Raw genomic sequence first — 25286 nt, 5'->3', positions numbered from 1 at the left:
CACATCTTGGCAGCGGTGCGCGCCTCCGCTACCGTCCATGGGAACGCTCCCACAAACTTAGAAACATCTATGTGATTCGGAGGCAACACGTCGTGGCTACCCTCTCCTCGCTCCGCCGTAGATCGGCGGCCATCAGCGTGGCGGCCGTCGCGGGCGCCGCCGCCGTCGCCGTCGGCCTCGCCGGCGGCAGCGCCTCCGCCGGTACGGTCTCCGGACCGCTCTACCGCGACCCGAGTTCGGCCGTCGTCCGCTGGGTCGCCGCCAACCCCGGCGACTCGCGTGCCGCCGTCATCCGCGACAAGATCGCGAGTCAGTCACAGGCCCGCTGGTTCGCCAACTTCAACCCGTCCACCGTGCAGTCCGAGGTCTCCGGGTTCATCAGCGCCGCCAACGCGGCGCAGCAGATCCCGGTGCTCTCGGTGTACGAGATCACCAACCGGGACTGCGGCGGGGCCAGCGCCGGTGGGGCGCCCGACCTCAACCAGTACCAGACATGGGTGTCCAACTTCGCCAGAGGGCTGGGCAACCAGACCGTCATGATCATCCTGGAGACCGACTCGCTCGCCCTGCTGACGTGCCTGAACAGCGGCGAGATCAACGCACGCAACCAGGCGATCTCGACGGCCACCCGGACCATCAAGTCGGCCAACCCCAACGCCAAGGTGTACCTCGACGGCGGACACTCCACCTGGAACAGCGCGGGTGAGACGGCCAACCGGCTCCGGGCGGCCGGCGTGCAGTACGCCGACGGCTTCTTCACCAACGTGTCGAACTTCAACTCCACCTCCAGCGAGGCGAACTTCGGCCGGTCGGTCATCTCCGCCCTCAACGGCATGGGCATCTCGGGCAAGCGCCAGGTCATCGACACCAGCCGCAACGGGGGCGCCAGTGGGGACTGGTGCGGCGACGACAACACCGACCGGCGCATCGGGACGTACCCGACGACCAACACCGGCGACGGCAACATCGACGCGTACCTTTGGGTGAAGCCGCCGGGAGAGGCGGACGGCTGCCGCTACACGGCCGGTTCGTTCCAGCCCGACCTGGCCTACAGCCTGGCCAACGGCGCGCCCAACCCGCCTACTACGGCCCCGCCCACTACGGCCCCGCCCACCACCGCGCCGCCCACCACCGCCCCGCCCACGACTGCGCCGCCGACCACGGCCCCGCCCACCACCGCGCCGCCGACCACGGCTCCCCCCACCACGCCGCCGCCGGCGGGTAACGGCTGCTCGGCGTCGGTGTCGCTCAACCAGTGGTCCGGCGGTTTCACCGCGAGTGTGACGGTCACCGCCGGCTCTGCGGACATCAACGGCTGGACCGTGACCGTCACGCTACCCGGCGGCACTGCGGTCACCGGCGTCTGGAGCGCCCAGGCCAGCGGCACCAGCGGCACCGTCCGGTTCACCAACGTGAGCTACAACGGACACGTCGGCACCGGGCAGTCGACCAACTTCGGCTTCCAGGGCACCGGCACCGGCCCGGGCGCGACGGCCACCTGCGCGGCCGGCTGACCCCACCCGAGGTCGCGGCCCGGCGTGGAGGATCACTCTCCGCGCCGGGCCTGTCCCGTCCTTCGGTACGGGCCGGACCGACCGGTGCCGGAACGACGGATGAGCAAACGTCACCATGCGGCGGTCCGGGGCGACGGCCGCGACGGCCAACCCGAGGCTTGTGGCTGGCCAGGCCGATCGTGCCAGCGCGGGTGTCCCACTCGCACTGGCGGCAGCCGTCGGACGCCCTGATCGGACGGCACCGCGGCACGCGGTGATCGCGCAGGGCACTCGTGTCAGGCGGGCTCGTGCGGCCTCACATCCGGGATCTCAACACGTCGATCTCGCAGCCCGGCGCGGCTGGGTCGAAGCCGTGTTCCACCAGCCAGCGGATCGCCAGCAGGCTTCGCACAGACCACCACGCGCGGATGATGTCGAGGTCGACGTCGGTGCCGTAGCCGGCGAGGACGTCATCGAGGTGCTCCTCGTGCCCGAGCGTCAAGCTGGCGAGGTCGTACAGGGCGTCGCCCTGGCCCGCCTCGGACCAGTCGAGCACGCCGGTGATCTCGTCGTCGTCGACGAACACGTGGGCGATCTGCAGGTCGCCGTGCATGAACACCGGAGTCCACGGCCGAAGCGCGGCTTCGGCAACCCGGCGGTTGCGGGTGACCAGGTCAGCGGGAAGGACGTAGTTCGTGACGAGCCACTGGCACTCGCCGTCGAGGTGTGATGCCCACTCGTCGAGGCGGCGACCGGGCCACGGCGGCACCGGCGCGTCGTGCAGCATCCGTGCGGCGGTACCGGCCGCGGCCCACGCCGCCGAAGACGCGGTCGACGGTTCGCCGAGGCGGCCGAGTGCCCTCCCGGGGAGGGCTGCGAGCGCGAGTACGGGCGGCTTGCGCCACAGGATCTCCGGCGTGGGGATCGGTGCCATGGTCATCGCCTCGACCTCGACGTCGGTACGGGTCTGATCGGCGTCGATCTTCAGGAACACGTCGCCGACGCGCAGGGTCGCGCGCTCGTGATGGGCGACGACGACCTCGACCTCTTCCACGTCGGCCAGTGTCGCGGAGATGACCATCGACGTCACCGGCATTTGTTGCATGCCATCGCGCGGACGACCGCAGCCCGCTGCCCGGTCGCATGGCCGACTCGCTCACGTCGGCTCTGAGCGACGCATGGTGACCTCGCACTCGGCCTCACAGCGGGTCCAAGTGACCCCCCCGGAGAACGCACCGAGGTTCGCCGGTGGCGGCGCGTACGGTAGGTAGGCGGTTGGACGCCGGTGATCTTCGATGGTGTTCGCGGTGTGTGTTCTCCAGCGGATGCCAACCCGGGTCAACCGGTGCCAACGCGGGTCACTGCAGCCGACCGCCGGTCGCAGACCGGGGTCAGTGTGCGCCGGTGTGCTCCCGGGCTGGGGGGAACACGGGTCCGGGTGGAGGTGGGCCACTCCCTGCCACCCCAGGTGAACCCGCAGGTCGCGAGACTAGGCGTTCGCGCCCTCGTAGCTCAGGGAATAGAGCATCGGTTTCCTGCTCAGGTCATTCTTCGGTTGGTCCGACGGGTCCTTGCCGAGATCCTACGAAGCTGTTGCGCCGCGCGATTCTACGGTGCCGCAAGAGCTTGGGCCAGCAGCGTGGCGAGTCTGGCTGGCGCTACACCGACGGCGCCCGCGAGGCAGCGCCTGACGCGATTCAGGTCACCGATCGGTGGCACCTCCTGAAGAACCTCAGCGACGCGGTCGAGAAGGTAGTCCGGGGGCATCGCCGGTGCTGCGGGAGCACACCAACCCGACACCCGCCGTCGCGGCGCCGATCGCGGATTCACGGTGCCCCCGGGGCTGCCGATCAACACGTGGGAGACACCGTGGCGGTGGCAACCGTGCGCCCGGTGCCGTCGTGTGCGGTAGCCGTCGGCGGCCGGCGAGAGCCTACGGGCCGGATCCGTCCCGGTTTTCCGGCGTGGTCGATCCAGCCCGGATCGTGTCATGCTGCACGGACCCCGACGGGAGGACGACGATGGCTGCTGGCGATGCCGTACAGGTGCGGCCGGCGCGAGGGCTGCTGCGACCGCTGGTGTCCGGGGCGACGCTGATCGCGGTCCTGGCGTTGCTGTTCGGGCTGCCGTGGTGGACGTTGACGGTGGCGGCGCGGTGGCCGGCGCCGGTGGTGGCCGCCGGCACGGCCGTGTTCGTCGTCGCGGTGGTCGCGTTTCCCGTTCTGATGTATCTCGGGCACGGCCGCCGGCGGCTGGACTCGGCGGCCCGCGCGGGGGACACGCTCCTTGGCCTGGTCTGGATCCTGTTCGTCTGGGCGCTGCTCGGCAACGTGGCCCGGCTCCCGCTGGCCGCCGCAGGGGTCGCCGATCCGGTCCGGTCCCGATACGTGGCGGTCGGTGCGGCGGTCGTCTCGGTCGTCCTGGCCGTCTGGGGGTACGCCGAGGCGATGCGGGTGCCCCGGGTCCGGCGGGTGGACGTCACCGTCGACCGGCTGGGTGCGGGTCTCGACGGGGTCCGGGTGGTGCTGCTGACGGACACCCACTACGGCCCGATCGACCGGGCTCGCTGGTCCGCCCGCACGATCGAGGTGGTCAACGGCCTGGCCCCCGACATCGTCTGCCACACCGGCGACATCGCCGACGGCACGGTCGACCAGCGCCGGGCGCAGGCAGCGCCGCTGGGCACTGTGCAGGCCCGGCTGGCCCGGGTGTACGTGACGGGCAACCACGAGTACTACGGCCAGGCGCAGGGCTGGGTCGACCATATGCGGGCCCTCGGTTGGGAGCCCCTGCACAACCGGCACCTCGTGGTGGAGCGGGGCGGCGCCCAGCTCGTCGTGGCCGGGGTCGACGACGTGACCGCCGCTTCGTCCGGCGTGGCCGGTCACCGCGCCGACCACGCCGCGGCGCTGGCCGGCGCCGACCCGCGGCTGCCCGTGCTGCTGCTGGCGCACCAGCCGAAGCAGATCGGCGACGCGGTCGCGGCCGGCGTGGATCTGCAACTGTCCGGGCACACCCACGGCGGCCAGATGTGGCCGTTCCACTACCTGGTCCGGCTCGACCAGCCGGTCGTGCAGGGCCTTAGCCGGCACGGCCGGACCCAGCTCTACACGAGCCGGGGGACCGGTTTCTGGGGCCCGCCGTTCCGGATCTTCGCGCCGAGCGAGATCACCCTGCTCACCCTCCGGACGGGTTAGCCCGACCGGGCCGGCACCCACGCCCCACCTGATCGTGGCCGGGGATGCCTCGGTCAACTCTGTTGGCCATCCCGGCCCCAGGATCCGCCCGCATGTACCCGATGCCCAGGCTTCGTGGGTCGCGGGTATGTGGCGGTGTGGTCGCAGGCGCGGTGAAGACGTGCAGTGCCACTCTCGGAGCGATGGACGGCAGCGGTTGCGCGTGTCGACCCTGACTCAGGGGTGCTCCGAACTACTCCGGCCGAACGTCATGAGTCTCTCGAACACCTTTGCGGCATCCCGGCGGCGCTTCTCGTCCGGATGGGCTGCCGCGACAAGGGCAATGCTCGATCGGGGAGCACGCTCAGCACGTTGTCCAGGGTGTTCACCCCCCGCAGGCGAGGAGGTCGGTAGGTCGAGCAGCAGGATCAGCCGCCGTGCCGGCCGTGGGGTTCGGGCGCCCCGGTGAGCCATCCGGGTCATCGCCTGCCACACCACGATCAGCCTGATGACGAACCCGGTGATTGTGCCGGCGAGCACGCCGCTGGGCTCGATCGGGTAGGCGCCGCGCTTCACCGTCCGGGAGTTCGTCGAGTACTTCGCCTGGCTGAAGGTGATGCCACCGGCGCGGATTCCGCTGGCGGTGACCGGGCGATCGAGCGGGTCGGCCTGCTGGAGCGCGCCGACGACCGCATGAAGCACCTCTCCGGCGGGATGCTGCGCCGCGTCGGCGTCGCCCAGGCCATCGTGAACGACCCGCGGCTGCTGTTGTTGGACGAGCCGACTGCGGGTCTGGACCCGGAGCAGCGGTTGCAGTTCCGGGCGCTGGGCCTGGATGCCGTCGTCCTGGTCGGCACGCACCTGATCGAGGACGTCGTGGCGGCGTGTACCCGGGTGAACCTGGTCGACGGCGGGCGGCTGGTCTTCACCGGCCTCCCCGATGAGCTGATCGCCGCCGGTGGGGACGGCGACAGCGGCGACTCCCCCATGGAACGCGGGTACCCGGCGGTGCTGCGCGGCGCTCGAACGGCATCGCGGTGAGGCGCGCGCTGAGGGCGGAACTCCGCCGGGGTACGGTGCCCTTCGCCGCTGTGGCGATGTTCAGCGCCGGAGTGTGGATGGTGGCCGTGCATCCGGACGACTGGGCGGGCGGTGGGCGGGCCTCGCGAACTACCTGCGAATGTCGCTGTTGATCCTGTGCGCTCTCATGATCGCTGCCGGGGCGTGGCAGTCCGGCCGGGAACGGCTGCGGCTGCGGCACATTCTGTGGATGGCCGCACCGCCGCCAGGGAATGCCCCACCTCCCGCGCGTACTACGAGAAGAAACGCGCCGAAGGCAAGAACCACCGGCAAGCCATCCTCGCCCTCGCGCGACGACGCGTCGACGTCCTTTGGGCACTCGTACGCGACCGCAAGACCTTCACCCGACCGGCACCGGCGGTCCGCGCCGCAGCCTGAACAGCACGCTTCAGGCCGACGGAACCCGGTCCCGCCGGCTGCTCGACCCTTGCCCACCAAGATCAACCGGAGTCACATGGAGACTCCGCTTGGTGAAGATCAGAAGAGTAGACGAAAGTCCTGTTCAGACCGTACTTGGGGCATCCGTCATGTGCTTGCTGGGATCTAGCGAATTCACGCAACAGTTAGGTCAGCGAGATCTGCCTCATCGTGGTTCGGGTAGCTGCGTAGATGAAGGGCGGCGGCTCGGCGAGGCAGCGCTCGATATCGCGCCAGCGACTCATCACGACCTCCAACTGGCCGAAGACGCTACCCGCGTCGGCGGCTGTGAGGGCGACCATCTTGGCTCGGTGCTCTCGTACGGCGGCGATTTCCAGTCGGTGCTCCTGGATGTGGCGGTCCCGGGTGATGATCAGCCAGCCGCGGCCCGCGACCTGCGGGATCCACTCTGAGTCCTTCACCGCAGGCGAGGCGATCGGGCACGGCGGGCGTTGGCGTTTGTGTATGACCGTGCCGGGGTCGCCGGGATAGGTGATGTCGGAGCGGAGTCCGGCGAGGACGCGCGCGAGGCCGAGGAGGTCGGCATCGATGTAAAACCGGACCTCGGCAGGCTTGATCCTGCTCACGCCGCGCGCTGGGAGTTCTCGTACGCCAGCGCCCACCGCACGTCGGGCACGTCGAGCTGGTACGTCTCGGCGATCTCCTCGACGTCCAGCCCTGCCTCGTCCTGCTCCCAGAGCACCTCGGTGCTGATCCCCTTGATCGACGGCCGACCGAACCGGACATCCGGCAGGATACGCACCGGTGACTGGGGGTTGGGGTCCGGTCGCCAGCCGGCGGCGACGTCGCCGTCCCAGGTGACCCGCTCGACGAACGCCGCCGACGGAGGAGTGAGCAGCAACTGATTACCGACTGCGGCCACCAGGCAGTATTCCGGGTCGAGACCGGCCTCCGCCTGGGCTTGCAGCACGAGTTTCTTGCCGGCGACGTACGGTCGGCGGTCGGCGAGTGGGTAGGGCACCCCGAACTGCTCCCGGAGCAGGTCGATGAACGCCCGCAACTCGACCATCGGCACCCGGTGGGTACGGCGGTATTCCCGCAAAAGCCCGGCCTCGACGAACTCGGCCCACGTGACCGAACGGGCGCCGCGCGGCTCCGTGCGTAGCACGGGTTTGTGTCGGCGTCCCTTACGCTCGTCGCCCTCCAGCCAGTAGTGCAGCGTCGACTGCGCCACCCGCAGAAGCCGGGCAGCCTCCGCCTCCGAGAAGACCTCACGCTCCAGGACGCTCACCACAGCGCCAGTCTCCCATGCGTTGACTCCTTCGCGGGTCACGGCAGACCCCCACGCGGTGCCTTCATGTCCGGGGTGAAGCCGAGTGTCCGGTATCCGGGCATGCGGCGTGGGAGTGAGGCGGCGAGGATGGGGGTGGCCGGGTCGTGGTAGTCGTGGACCTCGGCGAGGTCCTTGCCGGGCGCGGCGCGGATGACGCGGCCGGCGCACTGGACGAGTAGGCCGTCGTAGGAGATCGGGCCGGCGAGGAAGAGGGTGTCGAGGGCGGGGGCGTCGAAGCCTTCACCGATGAAGGGTGTGGTGCCGATGACGAGCAGGCCGTCGCCAATCTTGGCCTGGTCAAGCCGGTCGACGACGGTCCGTCGGTTGGTGGTGCTCATCGTTCCTTGCAGCACGAGCGCCTGATGTCCTCGTGCGGAGAGCAGGGCGGTGAGAGCTTCGACCTGGGCGACCCGTCGGGTCAGGACCAGACAGTTGCGACCGCGTGTCAGGGCTACGGCGACATCGTCGGCGATCTGGGTGTTGCGGGGCTCGTCGAGGGCCAGTCGCCGGTGTACCTCGGCGAGCGCGCCGGGGGCGTCAAGGTCGATGTCGCCGGGCTGGAAGGTGGTCTCGTGGATGAACAGCGTTCGACGTGGTCCGGCGTCGGTGTGCATCGCTGCGGCGAGGGTGCCTTGTTCCTCGTCGGTAAGGGTGTGGCGGACGGGTCCGAGTTGCCAGGTGACGAGTTGGCCGAGGCCGTCGCGTCGGGTGGGGGTGGCGGTGAGGCCGAGCCAGAACTGCGCGGCGATCCGTTTGACCGAGTGCTCGTACGCGGCGGCGCCGAGGTGGTGGCATTCGTCGACGATGACGTGCCCGTACCCCTGGGTCAGGGTGGCGACGTCGTCGCGCCGGGCCAGAGAGGGCAGCAGCGCGATGTCCACCGTGCCGGTGAGTTTGCGTCGGCCGCCGCCGAGTTGACCGGGCTTGATGCCGAGGAACTGCTCGACGCGGGTGCGCCATTGGTCGGCGAGGGCTTTGCGGTCGACGAGGACGAGGGTGGAGGTGTTGCGTTCGGCGATCACGGCGCAGGCCATGACGGTCTTGCCGGAGCCCGGTGGGGCGACCAGGATCCCGTCGTCGTGGGCGAGAAGCGCGCCGACCGCGTTGGCCTGCCTGCTGGTGAGTTCGGCGGTGAACGCGGCGTCGATCTCGCTCCCGGAGTTTCGTGCGTCCGTGACGGCCAGCCGTGACCCGGCATGTTCGACGATGGTGGTGATGGTGTGCCGCAGGCCCCGCGGGAGGACTAGGCGGTCATCGAGGGTGAGATCGTAGCCCTGGATGAAGCGTGGGGTGTCCCAGGTGGACTTGCGGAGTCGCTGCAGCTCGTAGAATTTCGGGTTGGCCATGGCGGCGGCGTGTTTGAGTGTCGCCAGTGCGGCGGGGGTGAGCTGTCCGGCGTCGATGCTCAGCCCGGCACCGACTTCCGCGTGGACCACCGGAGGGAGCGGTGGGTGGACCTGGGTCGCGGCGGACCGGCTCATCGTGGCGACATCGGCACCGGTGACGGCCTGCTTGGCCTGCCGGGCGATCCGTTCGGCGTCGCCGGGGCTGAGCCGATCAAGGGTCGACAGGAACGCCCACTGATCGGCGTGCGGCTCGAGGGTGCCGAGGTCGAGGAACGTGGTCAGCCCGTCCTTGCGGCGGCGTCCCTGTAGCGGTGCGGCGATGAGGTTGCCGAAGCCGCCCTCAGGAAGGACGTCCTGGTTGGGGAACAGCCGGTCGTACGACCGCAGGTCCATCGACCCGCGCAGCACCATCGCCTCACGCAGCAGGACCGTGCCGACGGCCCGCGCGGTGGCCGCGGGAACAGCGCCGGTGAAGAAGATCCACACGTGGGCGCCGCGGCCGGACTGGGAGATCTCCATCGCGGCGGGCACCGCGCTGGCTCGTGCCGCTTTCACGTAGGCGAGGGCGTCGAGCATCGCCGTTGGCCCGTCGAAGTCGGCCACGACGAAGTGGCAGGTGTTGCCGGGCATCAGTGGGTACAGGCCCATGAACACGTCGCCGACCAGATGCGCCGCGACGACCTCCGTCGTGCGGGGCAGGTAGGCGGCACCGCGCCGGTCCATACCCTTACGCCAACCGCCGGCGACCGCGGGCATCCAACCGGCCCCGCCGGTACGGGCGTTGCTCCACCGCACGGCGTACACGTCGGCCCGGGCCCGGAACCGGTCGGCGAACAACGCCAGCTTGTCCCGAGTCGGCGAGGTCATGGTGACCAGCCCTGGCGGCTCGACCGGCGCGGACAACTGCTCCGGCGCCGCAGTCGTGTCCTGGCCGCGCAACTCCAGCAGACGTCCCAGCCGGGCGTTCTCCGCCCGTAGCCGCTCCACCTCCCGCCGGAGATCGACGAACTCGGCCACCGAACCCATGCCGACCATGCTCGCGCATCGGGCTCCGAGCACCCCGACACCGGTCCGGTATCCTCCGCCGATGGCATCGAAGGGAAGCGTCGCGCTGGAGGCGATGATCGAGGAAGCCACCATCGACGCGTACGGCGACGACGAACAGCTCACCGGCCTGTTCGCCATGATCGAGGAGCACCTGGCGGTGCCATTCACCACCACCGTCCTCGGCGTCGAGGTGACCGTGCGCAAGATCGACCTGACCGCGGACACCATCGCTGCGGTCTGCGCCCGAGGCCACCACCGGCAGAGGATCGACCTCCTCGACCTGCCGCTACCCACCCCGCCACCGGACGGCGCCGCGTGGATCGACGCCTACCGGCACTGGGCCGGAAGGTAGGCCACGGTGAGCGAGTACCAGTACTACGAGTTCACCACCGTCGACCGGCCCCTCACTGCCCGGGAGCGGGCCGAGCTGCGGTCGCTGTCGACCCGCGCCGACATCACCGCCACCAGCTTCGTCAACATCTACGAGTGGGGCAACTTCAAGGGCGACCCGCGCAAGCTGATGGAACGGTACTTCGACGCGCACCTGTACCTGGCGAACTGGGGCACCCGCCAGCTCATGCTGCGGCTACCGAAACACGTACTCGACCCCGCCGTGGTGGCCCGGTACTGCCAGAGTGACAGCGCAACCGCTTGGACCGCCGGCAGGCACGTCATCGTCGACCTCCATGACGAGGACGGCACCGACGAGTGGGACCTCGACGGCCACGGCCTGCTCACCTCGATCATCCCGGTTCGGGCCGGCCTCGCCGCCGGTGACCTGCGCCTGCTGTACCTGGCCTGGCTGCGCTGCGTACAGTCGCAGGAGATTGCCGACGACGAACCCGAACCGCCCGTCCCGGCAGGCATGGGCACCCTCGACGCGGCCCTCACCGCCGTCACCGAGTTCCTGCGCATCGACCCCGACCTGATCGCGGCCGCGGCCGCCGGGTCGACGCCGGCCGCCTCCGGTGAACCGACCGCTGCGCAACTACGCACCTGGGTCGTCGGGCTGCCCGCCCGGGACAAGGACGCCATTCTGGTCGACCTGATCACCGGCGGCGACAGCCACCTACGCGGCCGACTGCTGCGCCGCTACCGCGACGCACACCGCTCCGAGACGCCCACCCCGGCAGCCGCCCGCACCGCCGGGGAACTACTCGCCACCGCCGCGGACCTGCGCGCCGTGCGGGAACGGCGGGACGCCGAGCAGCGCGAACGCGACCGGGTCCGCCGGGAACGGTCCGCCGCAGCCGCCCGGCAACGGCACCTCGACACCCTCGCGGTTGACCAAACCGCCGCATGGCAGCGGGTCGACGAACTCATTGCCACGAAGAAACCCCGCGAGTACGACACCGCCGTACAACTCCTCGTCGACCTGCGCGACCTCGCCGAGCGCGACGGGGGCAGCTCATCGTTCCGGAAGCGGCTGGCCGAGCTACGGGTGGTGCACGCCCGCAAGCCCAGCCTGCTCGAACGCCTCAACCTCGCAGCCCTCGACACCTGACGCTTGGTTCGCCGCCCGGTGACCGCCACCGAGGCGCGCAAGATCGTGGACAGCTCGGCGTTCCGCCGCGACGCCCCTGACCGCGGCGGCTTGGACTCCGAGTGTCCGTCGGGACCCGCAACCGGACATCGAGCTGTGTCGTTTGCTGGGGTGGACCCGGAGGGTCGGGTGACTGCCTGGGTGTGTGCTGCCGATGTCATGGCCAGCTTGGAGTAGGACGCCCCGGCCCTCGCTGATGACCGCTGTATCAGCACTGGATGGAGACTTGCGACCGATCGCCCTTTCCGAAGTTGTGGCTACTGAACCGCGGCGGGTCCACGCCCCCTCACCAGACAACCGAAGAGGGTGATGCCCGATGGGCAGCCTGTGGGCCGGCGTCGATGTCGGCAAGACCCACCACCACGTGTGCGTCATCGACGACGACGGCACCGTGGTGATGTCCGAGAAGATCCCCAACGACCAGCAGTCCATCTCCGGCATCGCCGGGCGGCTCGGTAAGCGCCGTAAGCCGATCCGCTGGGCCGTCGACCTACGCGGTGGACCCGTGTCACTGCTGTTGGCGGTCCTGTTCGACCGTGGCGCGGATGTGCGCTACGTCAGCGGCACGGTCACCTCGCGGATGGCCGAGGCGTTCCACGGGGAACGCAAGACCGACGCGCACGACGCCTACGTCATCGCCCAGACCCTGCGCATGCGCGGCGACCTACCGACCCTCACCGTGGCCGACGGGGTGCAGCAGCAGCTGAAGCTGCTCGTCTCCCGCCGCCTCGACCTGGTCGCCGACCGGGTCCGCATCACTGCCCGCCTCCAGGACCTCCTGACCGTGATCAGCCCCGCCCTGGAGAAGTCGCTGAACCTGCGCAGCCGGGGTGCGCTCCGGCTCCTCGTGCAGTGCCAGACCCCGGCAGGGCTGCGGCGCGCCGGCGAGGCCCGCATCCTGGCCTACCTACGCCAGCACGGCGTGCGGGCCGCCAAGGCACTCACCGCCAAGGCCCTCGCCGCCGCACGGACACAGACCGTCGCCGTCACGGGAGAGGCCACCGCAGCCGGGATCGTGGGCCAGATGGCCACCGACTTGGAAGTGGTCAACGACCGCATCACCGCCATCGAGGAAACCATCGCCGCGGTTGTCGCCGAGCACGAGCTGGGCGAGATCGTCACCAGCCTGCCCGGCATCGGCACCACCCTCGCCGCCGAGTTCCTCGCCCACGCCGGCACCCTCAGCACCTACCCCAGCGCTGCGGCGCTCGCCGCGCACGCCGGCCTCGCCCCGATCTCCCGCGACTCCGGACGACGGCAGGGCCACCAGGTCCGGCCCCACCGCTACCACCGCGGCCTACGCCGGGTGTTCAGCATGTCCAGCTTCACCGCGCTGACCCACTGCCCACGCTCCCGCGCCTACTACGACAAGAAAGAGCCGAAGGAAAGACCCACCGCCAAGCCACCGCAGCCCTGTCCAGACAACGCCTCAACGTCCTCTGGGCCTGCATCCGCGACAAGACCCCCTACCAGCCCAAACAGCCAAGATCAGCAGAGGTGGTGCCATGCGAACTCGCGTAGAGACTCGCCAGCGGATGCCGCCCCGGGTCAACCGGTGCCGACGCGAGTCACCACAGCCGCTCGTGGTCGCAAACGGGGGTTCGTGTGCTCGAGGTGTGCTTCTGGGCTGGGCGAACAGGGGTCCGGGTGACGTGGGTGGACGTGGGCCACTCCCTGCCACCCCAGGTGAACCCCCAGGTCGCTAGACTAGGCGCTCGCGCCCTCGTAGCTCAGGGGATAGAGCATCGGTTTCCTAAGACTGGCCTCCGCCGGTGTTCGCAGGCCGATGACCTGCGGCTTCTTACTTCTTGGCCTCGTGTGCCGGTCGCTGCGGGGCCCTGCTGGGATCGCTTGCTGAGGATCAGCAGGGCCACGCCCTTTCGGACCTCGAAACCCTTTCAGTCCTCAATGGCCCTGACCGGTTGAGGAATAACCTGCGGGCGAGGTCAGTCTGCTGTCGGGGCGGGAGCCTGCCACAGGGTACTGACCGGCATGGCGCGGAGTTTGTCGCCGAACGGCAGCGTGGAGGTTCCGGTGTGGAGGACGATGCCGGCGACGAAGTCATTGCCGAGGCGGTCGGCGAGTCGGCGTAGCCCGCGGAAGTCGTCGGGTCCGACAGTGGTGGCTGCTTTGACCTCGATCCCGACCACCTGCCCAGCTCGGTTTTCGAGCACCGCGTCGACTTCATACCTGCTCTGGTCGCGGTAGTGGGACAGATCGACGAACTGCTCGGACCAGGTGAGCTGCCGGGACAGTTCGGACAGGACAAATGATTCGAGTAGCGGGCCGAACGGTGCACCAGGCCGGAGCAGTGCCCGGGCGTCGGTCGCGATCTCGTTTGCGGCTATACCCGAGTCGATGAAGATCAGTTTCGACGCGGCGGTGGCCCGGGTGCCCAGGTTGCGGGACCAGCCCGGGATCCGTTTGATCAGGAAGATCTCTTCCAGGGCCTGGAGGTAGCGGGCGATCGTCGGCCGGCTGAGTCCGAGGGTGGACTCGAGGGAGTTGGCGGCGATGACGGTCGCGGATCGGGCCGCAAGCAGGCGTACCAGTTTGCGTAGCTCGCCCTTGTGCTGGATGTCGGACAGTTGCCGGACATCGCGGTCGATGAGTGCCTGGACGTAGGCGTCGAGGAACCGTTGGCGGCGGCGCGGGTCGGTACGGGTGGTGGCCTCGGGTAGGCCCCCACGCACTATCCTGGCCGCGTAGTCGGCACGGGTGACGTCCGACTCGTGTCGCAGGTCCGGACCGAGCGTGAAGACGGCGTCGATGAATCCGTCCGGCTCAGCGTCGAGTTCTCCTTGAGAGAACGGCCAGAGTTCCACGGTCTCCATCCGGCCGGGCAACGCGTCCGGGGCGGCAACCATGCCGAACAACCGTGACGAGCCGGTAAGCAGATACCGGCCCGGACGGGGGTCCTCGTCGACTGCTGCCTTGATGGCCAACAGGAGTTCCGGAGCACGCTGAATCTCGTCGATGACCAGGAGCTCGGCGGAGTCCACGAATCCGCCCGGGTCGGCGATCGCCGCCGCCCGGTCCTGGGCCCGATCAAGATCGCGGCGCTCGGCTAGACGATCGCCGGCAACAAGGCGGACCAGGGTGCTCTTGCCTGCTTGCCGTGCTCCGTTGATCAAGACGACGCGGGTGTCCGCCAGGGCGGCATTGACCTGCGCGGCGGCGCGGCGGGGGATCAGCTGCGGTGTGGGCACGGCGTCATCTTAACGGCCAAATTTTCGATCTGCGGGGGCACTAGATTTCGATTTGCGGGATGGTGTGTGTTCGTTATGCGGTCATCTGGTGTTCGATCTGCGGGCCCCGTCAGCGGGGCGGCCGTGGAAGAGATCCATGGCTACGTCGCATTACTGCCGGTTGCGACGAGTTCGGGGAAGGTGCCCTCCCGGCGCTGGCGGAGTGGGGATGGCAGCCAGAGGGTGGGCCAGAGCCGTCGGAGGAGGTCGGCGTCGAGCCCGCCCGACGGTGTCCGCCAGGATCGGCCGGGCCCTGGTCATGGCCGTGGTGCTTCAATGGTGGGCATGCCGCTCGACGAGTTGCGCGTTCTGCTGGGCCGGCATGCCCGGCCCGAACTGGGCACGAGCATCGCCGACGTGCGCATCTTCCGTGCCGACCGGCCCGACCCGCCGACGCCGACCACCTACGGCAGGGTGCTGGCCCTCGTAGCTCAGGGCACGAAGCGGTTCGCACTCGGCGACCGCGTGTACGAGTACCAGGCCGGCGACTATCTCGTCGCCTCGGTCGACCTGCCGGTGACCGCGCACTTCGCCCGCGCCAGCCCGGAGGAGCCGGCGCTCGGCTTCGGCCTGACCCTCCACCCGGCCGCCGTCGCCGAGGTGCTGCTCCAGGCCGACCCGGCGGACCTGCCGGCACCCGCCACCGACGTGCCGGCCGGCCTGGCCGTCAGCAGGGCCCCCGTCGAGCTGCTCGACGCCGCCGTCCGGCTGCTGCGCCTGCTCGATCAGCCCCGCGACATCCCCATGATCGCGCCCCTGATCAAGCGGGAGATCATCTGGCGGCTGCTCACCGGCGAGCAGGGCGGCGTGTTGCGCCAGTTCGGCCTGCCCGACAGCAGCCTCAGCCACATCGCCCGGGCCGTCCAGTGGATCCGCGACAACTACGCGCGGCCGTTCCGCGTCGAGGACGTGGCGCAGCAGGCGGGAATGAGCGTCTCCGCGTTCCACCGCAACTTCCAGGCCGTCACCTCGATGAGCCCGATCCAGTATCAGAAGCAGATCCGCCTGCAACGCGCCCGGCTGCTGCTCGCCGCGAGCCCCGGCGACATCGCCGGGGTCAGCCGCCGCGTCGGCTACGAGAGCCCCGCCCAGTTCAGCCGCGAGTACCGCCGGCAGTTCGGGGGCCCGCCCCGCCAGGACGCGGCCCGCCTGCACGCCCGCACCGCCGCGCGGGTCACGCCCCGCGACAGTTGACCGGAACTCGCGTTCTCTTGCCCGATCCTGCCCGCCTGCGCCGACGGACGGCCGGGTGGCTGATCACCGCCGGTAGCCTGCCCGAGCAGAGGGCCGAGATCGGCCGGGGGCCGACGGACAACGATGGGCGCGTGAGGTACGGGTGGCCGGTAGCGAACTGTTCGGACGCCACGACGACCTGGCGCAGCTCGCCGAGTTCCTCGACGGGGTGCGCCAGGGCGGCGGCGCGCGGCTGATCTGCGGCGAGCCGGGGGTCGGCAAGTCCGCCCTGATGACCGCCGCCATGGAGTTTGCCCTCGCGGACGGGATGCGCGTGCTGCGGGCGTCCGGGTCGGAGTTCGAGGCCGACGTCAGCTACTCCGGCCTGCACCAGCTGCTGCTGCCCGCGCACGCGGCTCTCGACCGTCTCCCGCCCGGTTCGCGCGAGGCGCTGTCGGTGGCGCTCGGCTTCGGCGTCGGCACGCCCCCGGAAGTCCTCCTGGTCTGCAATGCCGCCCTGCTGCTCGTCACGGAGCTCACGGTCGACGAGCCGGTCCTGTTGGTGGTCGACGACGTGCACTGGCTCGACCGCGCGAGCGCCGTCGTCCTCGGCTTCATCGCCCGGCGGCTGGCGGGTGTCCGGGCCGGGCTGCTGGCGTCGACCAGGGCGGGATCGGTGAGCTTCCTCGACCTGCGGGGGCTGTCCGAACACGCCGTCGGGCCGCTCGACGACGAGGCCGCGGGGCGGCTGGTCGACGCCCGCCACCCGCAACTGCCGGCGCGGGTACGCCGACGCCTGCTCGACCTCGCCCAGGGCAACCCCCTCGCGCTGATGGAACTGCCCGCCTTGCTGCTGGGCTCCGTGCGGCGCACGGAGACGCAGCCCGAGGTGGTCCCCCTCAGCGACCGGTTGCAGGCGATCTTCGCGGCCCGGTTGACCGGGCTGCCCGAGGCGACCCGGCGGGTGCTGCTGCTGGCCACCTTCGAGGGCACCGGCGACGTCCGGGTGCTCCGCGCCGCGCTGCCCGACCAGTCCAGCCTGGCCGACCTGGCCCCCGCCGAGCGGGCGCAGCTCGTCCGGGTGGACGACGCCACGGCCCGGATCGCGTTTCGGCATCCACTGATCCGCTCGGCGATCGTGGCCATGTCCACCCACGAGGAGCGCCGCACCGCGCACGTCGCCCTCGCCGGAGCCCTGGTCGACGACGAAGAACGCCGCGCGTGGCACCTCGCGGCGGCCGCTGTCGGCCCGGACGAGGCGGTGGCGGAACTCCTGGAAGAGGCGGCGCACCGGGTGATGCGGCGCGGGGACGGGTTCGCGGCGGTGGCGGCCCTGGTCCGCGCCGCCGAGTTGAGCGCCACGAGCGCCGGCCGGGGGCGGCGGCTCGCCGAGGCCGCGTACATCGGCGCGGAGGCCAGCGGCACCATCGACGACGCGAAGATCCTGCTGACCGACGCGCGTCGGGCGGCTCCCGACTCGGCCGGTTCGCTGCACGCGGCCAACGCGACCGCCTTCCTCATGATCAACGGCGACGGCGACGTGAACACCGCCCACCGGCTGCTGGCGGGTGCCATCGAGACCGGCGACCACGGCTACCGGGCCGACGACCCCGCGCTCGTCGAGGCCATGCACACCCTGCTGCTGCTCTGCTGGTACGGCAGCACGCCGGAGTACTGGGAACCGTTCTTCGCGCTGCTGCGCCGGATCCGGCCCCGGCCGCCGGACGTGCTCGCGCTGGCGAGCGACAGCTTCGCCGACCCGGTGCGCACCGGGAAGGCCGCGCTGGGCCGGATCGACGCGGTGCTCCGCACGCTGACCGAGAACGAGGACCCCACCCGCATCATGCGGATCGGCACGGCCTCGGTGTACCTCGATCGTCTCGGCGACTCGCGGGAGGCGTCCTGGCGGCTGGTCGAGCACGGGCGCAACGGTGGGGCGCCCCGCCGGCACCTCGGAGCCCTGATGCACCTGTGCCTCGAAGACTTCCTGACCGGCCGGTGGGACGAGGCCGAGGAACTCGCCGTGGAGGGCCAGCGGACCTGCGACACCAGCGGCTTCTCGTTCTTCGCGTGGTACTTCCGGTACAACCGGGCGATCCTCGCCGCCGGCCGGGGACGGTTCGACGAGGCGTACGCGCTCGCCGACGAGATCACCCACTGGGCGCTGCCCCGTGGCGTCGCCGCCGCCGCGCTGTTCGCGCAGCATCCCCGGGTGCTCGCCGCCATGGGGCAGGGCGACTACGACGCCGCCTTCGGCCACGCCGTCGCGATGAGCCCGCCCGGCGTGCTCGCCTCCCACGTGCCGCACTGCACCTGGGTCATGTTCGACCTGGTCGAGGCGGCCGTACGCACCGGGCGGACGGCCGAGGCCCGGGTCCACGTGCAGGCGATGCGGGACGCGGACGTGGCTGGCTTGTCGCCCCGGATGGCCCTGCTCCAGGCCGGCGCGGAGGCTCTCGTCCTCGACGACGACGAGTCGGTGACCCGCGTGGAGGCCCTGCTGGCCGACGCCGCGACGCGGCGGTGGCTGTACGACGGGGCCCGGGTGCGGTTGGCCCTCGGTGAGCGGCTGCGGCGGACCCGGTCGCCGGTGGAGGCCCGGCCGCACCTGCTCGCCGCACGGGACGGATTCGCCGCCCTGGCCGCAGAGCCCTGGCTGGACCGGGTGGAGGGGGAACTGCGCGCCTGCGGCCACCGTCCGGCCCCCCGGCAGCGGGGTGACCTGACCGCGCTCACAGCGCAGGAACACCAGATCGCGGGGCTGGCGGCGAGCGGCCTGACCAACAAGCAGATCGCCGAGCGCCTGTACCTGTCCCACCGGACCGTCGGCGCCCACCTGTACCGGATCTTCCCCAAGCTGGGCGTCACGTCCCGGGCGGCGCTCCGGGACGCGCTGTCGCCGCCTGCTGCTGGGCAGACTGCGCGCTGAGCTCGTCGGCCTGCGTCTCCTTCGCTTCGAGCAGCCGCTCCAGGAGCCGCCGGGTGGTGGGGTCGTCGTCGCCGATCCAACGCACCGCCTCCTGCAACGTCTGGACGAGGATCCGCGCCCCGACGAGGTTCTGCGTCACGATGCCGACGACGTCACCGTCGGGGAACGCCCGGAAGGCGACCCGGGACCGGGCGCTCAGGTGTTGCGGGTCGTAGTCGCCGGCGCACCCGAGCTGCCGGATCCGGGTCGCGACCAGCCGCGCGTCACCACGGTCGCGGTCGGCCCCGGCGAACAGGAGCTCCGCGAGCGGCCGGGCCGACGGGGCGCGGACGGCCAGCGCGTGCTGCTCGTACTGCAACGAGGACACGACCAGGCTCGCCAGCAGCACGTTGAGCAGGCGCGTGGTCGCCGAAAGGTCGGCCCGGTTCGACGGCGTGACCGGCCCGTCGTCGAGGTCGAAGAGGGCCCGGTCCCGGACCTCGCGCATCCGCAGCACGGTGGGCGGCGATGCGGGGTGTTCCCGTCCTGATGGCGTCACGCCGTCGATGGTGCGGCGCGGCTCTCGACCCGCGCATCTGTCGAATGACCTAACCCAGGGACGAGGTGCCGGCGGCGGAGGGTCCTCGCGGCCCCGGGCCGGTGCACCAGGAGGCGGCGCGGGCCGGCGGCTCCGCTCACGTCACCGGCCCCGCCCGGCCGCCGGCCTGCCCGGTTCCGGCACGACCGGCTAGGTCATCGGTCGCCGGCGGCCCGGATCTCGGAAGTCGGATGACTGATGAAGGCCGGCCCGGCGGCCCCGAAGGTAGAGCCCAGCCAGGCAATACCGTCGCCGCCGACATCCGGCGGCAGCCGCCGAGGAGAGTGCCCGATGACCATCAGTTACGGCTTCCACGCCACCATGACCGCCCGCCCCGGCAAGGGCGACGAACTCGCCGACTTCCTGCTCGCGTCGCCGTCGCTGACGAACGAGGACTGCGTCGTCTTCCTGATCGGCCGTTCCGCCGCCGACTCCGACACCGTCCACGTCACCGAGGGCTGGACGACCGAGGAGGCGCACCACCGGTTCTTCGCCACCGACGAGGCGCAGGCCCTGTTGGCGCAACTCCAGCCGCTGATCGTCGGCGAGCCGGCATACCTCGACGAGGTGCCGGTCGGCGGCAAGGCCGCCATCTGAGATCCCGCACGGCAATCCGTCCTTCCGCATCGAACACGACAGGAAACCCCTCATGGCACTGACACGTCCCCCCTTCGACCCCGAGCTGCGCGCGCTCCTGGCCGACATGCCGCTCGTACCCGAACTCAACCGCGACGTGCTCCCGCAGATCCGGCAGTTCTCGTCGACGCCCGTGGAGCCGCTGCTCGAAGGCCGGGCGATCGACCGGCGCGAGATCAGCATCGCGGGCCCGGACGGCACGGACATCCCGCTGTCCGTCTTCAGCCCCGCCGGCCCGGAACACACCGCTGCGGCCCCCTGCGTCTACTGGATGCACGGCGGCGGCATGGTGATGGGCGACCGCTTCTCCCAGATCGACATCCCCCTGGAATGGCTCGACCGGTTCGGCGCCGTCGTCGTCTCCGTGGACTACCGGCTGGCACCCGAGGCCACCGGCACCAGCCTGCTCGACGACTGCTACCACGGTCTGCTGTGGGTGGCCGAGCACGCCGACGAGCTGGGCGTCGACCCGAACCGGATCATCGCCGCCGGGGTCAGCGCCGGCGGGGGCCTCACCGCCGGGATCGCCCTGCTGTCCCGCGACCGCGGCGGCCCGGATCTCGCCGCCCAGGTGCTGATCTGCCCCATGCTCGACCACCACAACGACACCACCTCCAGCCGCCAGTACGCCGGCGAGCCCGGCGTGTGGACACGCGAAATGAACGAGTTCGCCTGGCGGTCGGTGCTCGGCGACCTGGCCGACGACGCCGTACCCGATCACGTCTCCCCCGCGACGGCCGACGACCTGTCCGGCCTGCCGGACACCTACGTCGACGCCGGCACCGCCGAGGTGTTCCGCGACGAGGCCGTCGCCTACACCACCCGCATCTGGGCCGCCGGCGGCCAGGCCGAGCTGCACATCTGGGCCGGTGGCTTCCACGGATTCGACGCCCTGTACCCGCAGGCGCGGATCTCGGCCCAGGCCCGCCGCGCCCGCACCGACTGGCTCGCCCGCATCCTGACCCCGGCCGCCGGGCCGACCCGGCCGCAGCTCTCCGGGCAGCGGGCCGGCTGATGAGCGACAACCACCGGGCGGAGTTCCTGCGCGAGTTCCTCCGCGACCCGTTCACCGTCGCCGCGGTCGCCCCCAGCGGCCGGCCGCTGGCCGACCTCGTCACCGCGCCCGTCCCCGGCGCCGGCGAGCCGCTGGTCGTCGAACTCGGCCCCGGCACCGGAGCGTTCACGGCCGCCATCCAGCACCGGCTCGCCGGCCGGGGCCGTCACCTCGCGGTCGAGGTCAACGAACGGTTCGCCGGCCTGCTGGCCGCCCGGTACCCCCGGCTCGACGTCGCCGTGGCCGACGCCCGCGACCTCGGCGACGTGCTGGCACAGCGGGGCCACGGCCGGGCGGACGTGATCGTGAGCGGGCTGCCGTGGGCGGCGTTCGCCGGGGGCCAGCAGGACGAGCTTCTGCACGCCGTCACCGACGCGTTGACCCCGAACGGCGCCTTCACCACGTTCGGCTATACGTTCGCCCGCTGGACGCCGCCTGCCCAACGGCTGCGGCGGGCACTGGGCGACCGGTTCGAGGAGGTCGTGACCGGCCGCACCGTGTGGGCCAACGTGCCGCCGGCGTTCGTGTACTCCTGCCGGCGCCCCCGCGTCACCGCGCGACCGCGCGCGCTGGTGTCCCTGTCCCGCTGAGAACGGCACCCCGAGAGGAGGGTTGGCCACATGGGAAAGCCCCAGGGCCCCGGTCCAGCCGTACATCCGGTCGGCCAGGACCATCGCGCGACGCCGTTCGAGCTGCTCTTCGACCTCGTGTACGTCTTCGCAGCGACCCAGATCACCGCCTACCTGGCCCACGAGCACAGCCCGTACGGTGTCCTGCAGGGTCTGCTGATCCTCGCCCTGCTGTGGGGAACGTGGTCCGGCTACACCTGGCTGGGCAACCACTCCCGGGCCGACGAGGGCCTGATCCGGGCGGGAATGGCCGGCGCGATGGCGGCGATGTTCGTGGTCGCCCTGGCCATTCCCGAGGCCTGGCGGGACGCCCCCGGCGGCCTGCCAGGCCCCGTCGTCCTGGTCTGCGCCTACTTCCTCGTCCGGTGGGTGCACCTCGCGGTCTACGCGGTGGCCGCAACCGGCGACGCCGGCCTGCGGCAGCAGATCGTGATCACCTGGTTCCCCCTGCTGGCGGGCGCGGCGCTGCTCCTGTTCGGGGCGCTGCTGGGCGGCTGGGCCCAGGCGCTGCTGTTCGCCGTCGCGTTGCTGGTGGACTGGGCCGGCATCTACCTCACCGCCAAGCGCGGCGCGTGGCGACTGCACAGCCCGACGCACCTCACCGAACGGCATGGTCTGTTCATCATCCTGGCCCTCGGCGAGTCGACCGTCGCGATCGGCGCGGGTGCCGCCGGCCAGCCCATCGGTGTGCCGCTGGTGAGCGTCGCCGTCCTCGGCATCGGCACCGCCGTCTGCCTCTGGTGGCTGTACTTCGACGCGGTGGCGCCCGCGGCCCGGCGTCGCCTCGTCGAAGCGCACGGCACCGCCCGGGTCAGCCTGGCCGTCGACGCGTACACCTACGGTCACTTCCCCCTGGTCGCCGGCATCGTGCTCACCGCGCTCGGCGTGGAGGGCGTGGTGGCACACGTCGGCGAGGGCGGGCCGTTGGGAGCCTTCTACGCGCTGTCCCTCTTCGGCGGTGCGGCGCTCTACCTCGCCGGGCACCTGCTGTTCGAACGGCTCGTGCACCGTACGACGAGCCTGCCGCGCCTGGTGGCGGCCGGCGTGCTCGTCGCCGCCGGCCCGGCGGCCGCCACCCTCGCGCCGCTGGTCGGTCTGGCCGGTCTGGTCGCCGTCCTGATCGTCCTCATCGTCGTCGAGACCCGCCAGCACCGACGGAACTCACGTCCGACGACGCCACCGGTCGATGCGACGGCGAGAACGCGGAACGGGTCTGTCAAACGAACGGTCTAACCCGGCTTGTTGAGGGTTACTTTCGGTCTGCGGTCAGGCGTCCTTCGAAGGCCATCTCGAAGGCGTTCAGGGCGGGTTTCCAGCGCATGCTCCATCGTCGGCGGCCCTGCCCGGTGAGGTCCGGGCTCATCACGGCGAGGTAGACGCATTTGAGGGCGGTGCCCTCGTTGGGGAAGTGAGGAGCACCGTGACGGCGTCGCCGCGGCTACCCTTGAGGTCATGTCCGACGGGCAGGCGATGTCATTCCGGGTGACCCGGCGGGCACTGCTGGAACTCGCCGCCGGTCTCACTGCCCTGAAGGCTGCCGGCCCTGCTGGAGCGTCCCGCCCGACAGCCGTCGACCCCGCTGTCGTGGACCACTTCGCCGAACTCCGCGCCCTCCTGGTGCAGGCCGACGACAAGCTCGGCGGGCGCACCATCTTGGCTACCGTCGAGCAGCAGATCACGCAGATCGCCGCCCTCCGCCGACAGGCTCGGGGGCAGCTTCGCGACCGGCTTCTGAGCACCGAAGCCCGCTGGAGCGAGTTCGGTTGCTGGCTCAGCGACGACCTCGGCGACCGGGCAGCCGGCGACCGCTGGCTCGACCGCGCGTCCGGCATGGCCCAAGAGGCCGACGACCGGGAATTCAGCTCCTACGTGCTGGCACGCAAGGCGCAACGCATTGTCGGCACCGGTGACGACGACCGCGTCGTCGGGCTGGCCCGTGCCGCCTTCCGCCACCCCGACGTGCCCCCGCGCGTCCACGCCTTCGCTGCGGTGCAGGAAGCACGCGGCAGCACCCTCGACAACGACGCCACCGGCTTCCAGACCGCGATGGAGCGCGCCCACACGCTCGTCGCGACCGACCCGGCCACCGACGACGAGCACGCACTCGGGTCCTTCTGCACACCGCCGTACCTGGCCGCCCAGGAAGGCGAGGGATGGCTCCGCCTCAACCAACCACACCGGGCCATCACCAGCTTCACCACCGCCGTCAACCACTGGCCTGACCGGTACCGGCGGGAACGCGGCATGTACCTCTCCCGGACAGCACACGCCTACCTGGCCGCCGCCGAACCGGAGCAGGCCGCGACCACCGCCGACGAAGCGCTGACCCTCGCCACCACGACCGGCTCAGCACGCGTCCACCGGGACATCCTCGCCCTGACCCGACAGCTCAAGCCCTTCTCCCACCACCAGCAGGTCCGGGAACTCCTCGACCGGGTCGCCGCCACCGGATGACCGACCACCAGACCGACGAGACGTCCCCACCGCCACCGCAGGTGATCGTCGTCGGCCGCGCCAACATCGACATCACCGTCCGGATCCCCCGACGACCACAGCCTGGCCGTACGACATTCGCCTCGGCACCCGCCACCACCACAGCCAGCGGCAAGAGCCTCAACCAGGCCAGAGCCGCTGCCGGCGCAGGTGCCCGAACCACCCTGGTCGCCAACGCCGGCACCGACGAATGGGGCACCTTCCTGCGACGCGCCCTCACCGACGCGGGCGTCGACGTGTCGTTCTTCCAGCTCATACCGTCGGCGCCGACCGGCGTGGCGATCGTGGAAGTCACCCCCGACGCCGAGAACCACATCGTCCTCGCACTGTCTCCCGCCACAGAGTTCACCGCTCAACAGGTACGCGACGCGCTACGGCGGCTGCACGCACCCACCATGCTCACCCAGTTCGACCTTCCACCCGACGCCGTCAACGCCGTCCTCCAGCACCACCGGGCCGAGACACTCATCGGCAACCTCATACCGCATCCCACGCTCGGGTCAGCCGTGCTCACCGCCCTCGACCTCTTCGTCTGCAACGAACACGAGGCCGCCGCGATCCTCGGCCGGCACCATGCCGATCCGACGATCGCGGCTCAGGAACTTCGTGGGCTGGGAACACGGGCAGCCGTGGTGACCGCAGGCGCTCGCGGTGCCGCCTACAGCACCGCCGAACACACCAAGCTGCTCCCCGCACCACAGGTCCACGCCATCGACACCACCGGCGCAGGTGACCAGTTCCTCGGCACCCTCGCCGCCCGACTCACCCAGAACACCCCGCTGGGGCAAGCCATCACCGACGCGGTCAACGCCGCGACGGAAGCGGTAGTACGTGCGTAGCACGGAGCCGTCGCCTGCATCTCGATTCGCCCGGTGACCAAGAACCTGGGTGCAGCGCACGAGTCGAATGGTCGGCCGGACCCTGACGGTCACTGCCGTCTGCGGCGGGAGCGTCAAGTGCTGGCGGCTGATCTTGGTTTGTTGAGGCGGCCGGGGTTAGCCGGCCCTCGAAGGCGGTTTAGAAAGTGTTCAGGAGTAAACTCTCGGGGAGTCCTAGTAGTGCTTTGTTAGGTTGTTCCGGTGTGTCGCTTGTAGGGCTTTTTGGGTTGTGTTTGGCTGCCCTGGTGGACGAGCGAGGACTCACACGGGTGC

19 protein-coding genes and 4 pseudogenes are annotated in these 25286 nt (G+C 70.9%); 16 read left to right on the top strand and 7 right to left on the bottom strand.

The window, feature by feature from the left end:
* Positions 1-92: 92 nt before the first annotated feature.
* Positions 93-1514 (top strand): glycoside hydrolase family 6 protein, encoded by a 1422-nt coding sequence (locus ACIG87_RS24785; protein WP_396853606.1) that lies wholly within the window; start codon positions 93-95, stop codon positions 1512-1514.
* Between the two features lie 295 nt (positions 1515-1809).
* Here the strand turns inward: ACIG87_RS24785 and ACIG87_RS24780 are convergent, their stop codons facing one another.
* Positions 1810-2589, bottom strand: coding sequence for an aminoglycoside phosphotransferase family protein (locus ACIG87_RS24780; RefSeq protein WP_396853605.1), 780 nt, complete (start codon positions 2587-2589; stop codon positions 1810-1812).
* A gap of 925 nt (positions 2590-3514) precedes the next feature.
* On the opposite strand from ACIG87_RS24780, the gene ACIG87_RS24775 reads away from it, so the two are divergent.
* From ACIG87_RS24775 to ACIG87_RS24760, 4 genes and pseudogenes are all read left to right on the top strand, one after another.
* A complete protein-coding gene (locus ACIG87_RS24775) occupies positions 3515-4690 on the top strand; it encodes a metallophosphoesterase (protein WP_396853604.1) in 1176 nt (391 codons plus the stop codon).
* A 544-nt stretch (positions 4691-5234) separates the two neighbouring features.
* Positions 5235-5710: pseudogene (locus ACIG87_RS24770) on the top strand (ATP-binding cassette domain-containing protein); the annotation flags it as partial.
* Positions 5707-5960: pseudogene (locus ACIG87_RS24765) on the top strand (hypothetical protein); the annotation flags it as partial. The pseudogenes ACIG87_RS24770 and ACIG87_RS24765, both read left to right, overlap by 4 nt.
* Before the next feature lie 11 nt (positions 5961-5971).
* Positions 5972-6127: pseudogene (locus ACIG87_RS24760) on the top strand (IS110 family transposase); the annotation flags it as partial.
* A gap of 185 nt (positions 6128-6312) precedes the next feature.
* Here the strand turns inward: ACIG87_RS24760 and ACIG87_RS24755 are convergent.
* The 3 genes from ACIG87_RS24755 to ACIG87_RS24745 are packed head-to-tail and all read right to left on the bottom strand — an operon-like array spanning position 6313 to position 9832.
* Entirely contained in the window at positions 6313-6753 is a 441-nt protein-coding gene (locus tag ACIG87_RS24755; RefSeq protein WP_396853603.1) for a hypothetical protein, read from the bottom strand.
* Positions 6750-7421, bottom strand: a complete 672-nt coding sequence (locus tag ACIG87_RS24750; RefSeq protein WP_204010765.1) for a DUF433 domain-containing protein — start codon at positions 7419-7421, stop codon at positions 6750-6752. Before ACIG87_RS24750 ends, ACIG87_RS24755 begins: the two co-directional genes overlap by 4 nt.
* 35 nt (positions 7422-7456) lie before the next feature.
* Positions 7457-9832 (bottom strand): TOTE conflict system archaeo-eukaryotic primase domain-containing protein, encoded by a 2376-nt coding sequence (locus tag ACIG87_RS24745; RefSeq protein WP_396853602.1) that lies wholly within the window; start codon positions 9830-9832, stop codon positions 7457-7459.
* 61 nt (positions 9833-9893) lie between these two features.
* Here ACIG87_RS24745 and ACIG87_RS24740 point away from each other — a divergent pair, with 61 nt between their 5' ends.
* From ACIG87_RS24740 to ACIG87_RS24730, 3 genes are all read left to right on the top strand, one after another.
* On the top strand, positions 9894-10205 hold the full coding sequence (locus ACIG87_RS24740) for a hypothetical protein (protein ID WP_396853600.1): 312 nt from the start codon (positions 9894-9896) through the stop codon (positions 10203-10205).
* Positions 10206-10211: 6 nt separating this feature from the next.
* Entirely contained in the window at positions 10212-11357 is a 1146-nt protein-coding gene (locus ACIG87_RS24735; RefSeq protein ID WP_396853599.1) for a hypothetical protein, read from the top strand.
* Between the two features lie 355 nt (positions 11358-11712).
* The gene (locus ACIG87_RS24730) at positions 11713-13047 is read left to right on the top strand and encodes an IS110 family transposase (protein WP_396853597.1); all 1335 of its coding nucleotides are present in this window, start codon (positions 11713-11715) and stop codon (positions 13045-13047) included.
* 295 nt (positions 13048-13342) lie between these two features.
* On the opposite strand, the gene ACIG87_RS24725 is transcribed toward ACIG87_RS24730, so the two are convergent.
* On the bottom strand, positions 13343-14605 hold the full coding sequence (locus ACIG87_RS24725) for an ATP-binding protein (protein WP_396853595.1): 1263 nt from the start codon (positions 14603-14605) through the stop codon (positions 13343-13345).
* A gap of 315 nt (positions 14606-14920) precedes the next feature.
* Here ACIG87_RS24725 and ACIG87_RS24720 point away from each other — a divergent pair, with 315 nt between their 5' ends.
* Positions 14921-15838 (top strand): AraC family transcriptional regulator N-terminal domain-containing protein, encoded by a 918-nt coding sequence (locus tag ACIG87_RS24720; protein ID WP_396853594.1) that lies wholly within the window; start codon positions 14921-14923, stop codon positions 15836-15838.
* A gap of 142 nt (positions 15839-15980) precedes the next feature.
* Positions 15981-18746: an ATP-binding protein gene (locus ACIG87_RS24715; protein ID WP_396853592.1), complete on the top strand. Its 2766-nt coding sequence runs from the start codon at positions 15981-15983 to the stop codon at positions 18744-18746.
* On the opposite strand, the gene ACIG87_RS24710 is transcribed toward ACIG87_RS24715, so the two are convergent.
* Positions 18682-19284 carry a ferritin-like domain-containing protein gene (locus ACIG87_RS24710; protein ID WP_396853590.1) on the bottom strand — a complete coding sequence of 201 codons (603 nt, stop codon included), beginning with the start codon at positions 19282-19284 and terminating at the stop codon, positions 18682-18684. The genes ACIG87_RS24715 and ACIG87_RS24710 overlap by 65 nt on opposite strands.
* A gap of 330 nt (positions 19285-19614) precedes the next feature.
* Between ACIG87_RS24710 and ACIG87_RS24705 the strand changes: the two genes are divergently transcribed.
* The 4 genes from ACIG87_RS24705 to ACIG87_RS24690 are packed head-to-tail and all read left to right on the top strand — an operon-like array spanning position 19615 to position 22875.
* Entirely contained in the window at positions 19615-19920 is a 306-nt protein-coding gene (locus tag ACIG87_RS24705) for a putative quinol monooxygenase (RefSeq protein ID WP_208565702.1), read from the top strand.
* Between the two features lie 52 nt (positions 19921-19972).
* A complete protein-coding gene (locus ACIG87_RS24700) occupies positions 19973-20974 on the top strand; it encodes an alpha/beta hydrolase (RefSeq protein ID WP_396853588.1) in 1002 nt (333 codons plus the stop codon).
* Entirely contained in the window at positions 20974-21603 is a 630-nt protein-coding gene (locus tag ACIG87_RS24695) for a class I SAM-dependent methyltransferase (protein ID WP_396853586.1), read from the top strand. Before ACIG87_RS24700 ends, ACIG87_RS24695 begins: the two co-directional genes overlap by 1 nt.
* 30 nt (positions 21604-21633) lie before the next feature.
* Positions 21634-22875, top strand: a complete 1242-nt coding sequence (locus ACIG87_RS24690; protein WP_396853584.1) for a low temperature requirement protein A — start codon at positions 21634-21636, stop codon at positions 22873-22875.
* A 16-nt stretch (positions 22876-22891) separates the two neighbouring features.
* Here the strand turns inward: ACIG87_RS24690 and ACIG87_RS24685 are convergent.
* Positions 22892-23053, bottom strand: a pseudogene (locus ACIG87_RS24685) (IS256 family transposase); the annotation flags it as partial.
* 41 nt (positions 23054-23094) lie between these two features.
* Here ACIG87_RS24685 and ACIG87_RS24680 point away from each other — a divergent pair.
* Together ACIG87_RS24680 and ACIG87_RS24675 are read left to right on the top strand one after the other, a co-directional pair.
* A complete protein-coding gene (locus ACIG87_RS24680; RefSeq protein WP_396853582.1) occupies positions 23095-24096 on the top strand; it encodes an XRE family transcriptional regulator in 1002 nt (333 codons plus the stop codon).
* A complete protein-coding gene (locus ACIG87_RS24675; protein WP_396853580.1) occupies positions 24093-24974 on the top strand; it encodes a PfkB family carbohydrate kinase in 882 nt (293 codons plus the stop codon). The genes ACIG87_RS24680 and ACIG87_RS24675 overlap by 4 nt, the downstream gene beginning before the upstream one ends.
* The last annotated feature ends 312 nt before the right edge of the window (positions 24975-25286 follow it).

It is taken from the genome of Micromonospora sp. NPDC051925, from assembly GCF_044548625.1.
Classification (GTDB): domain Bacteria; phylum Actinomycetota; class Actinomycetes; order Mycobacteriales; family Micromonosporaceae; genus Micromonospora.
This window is presented reverse-complemented; position numbering and strand designations above follow the sequence as displayed.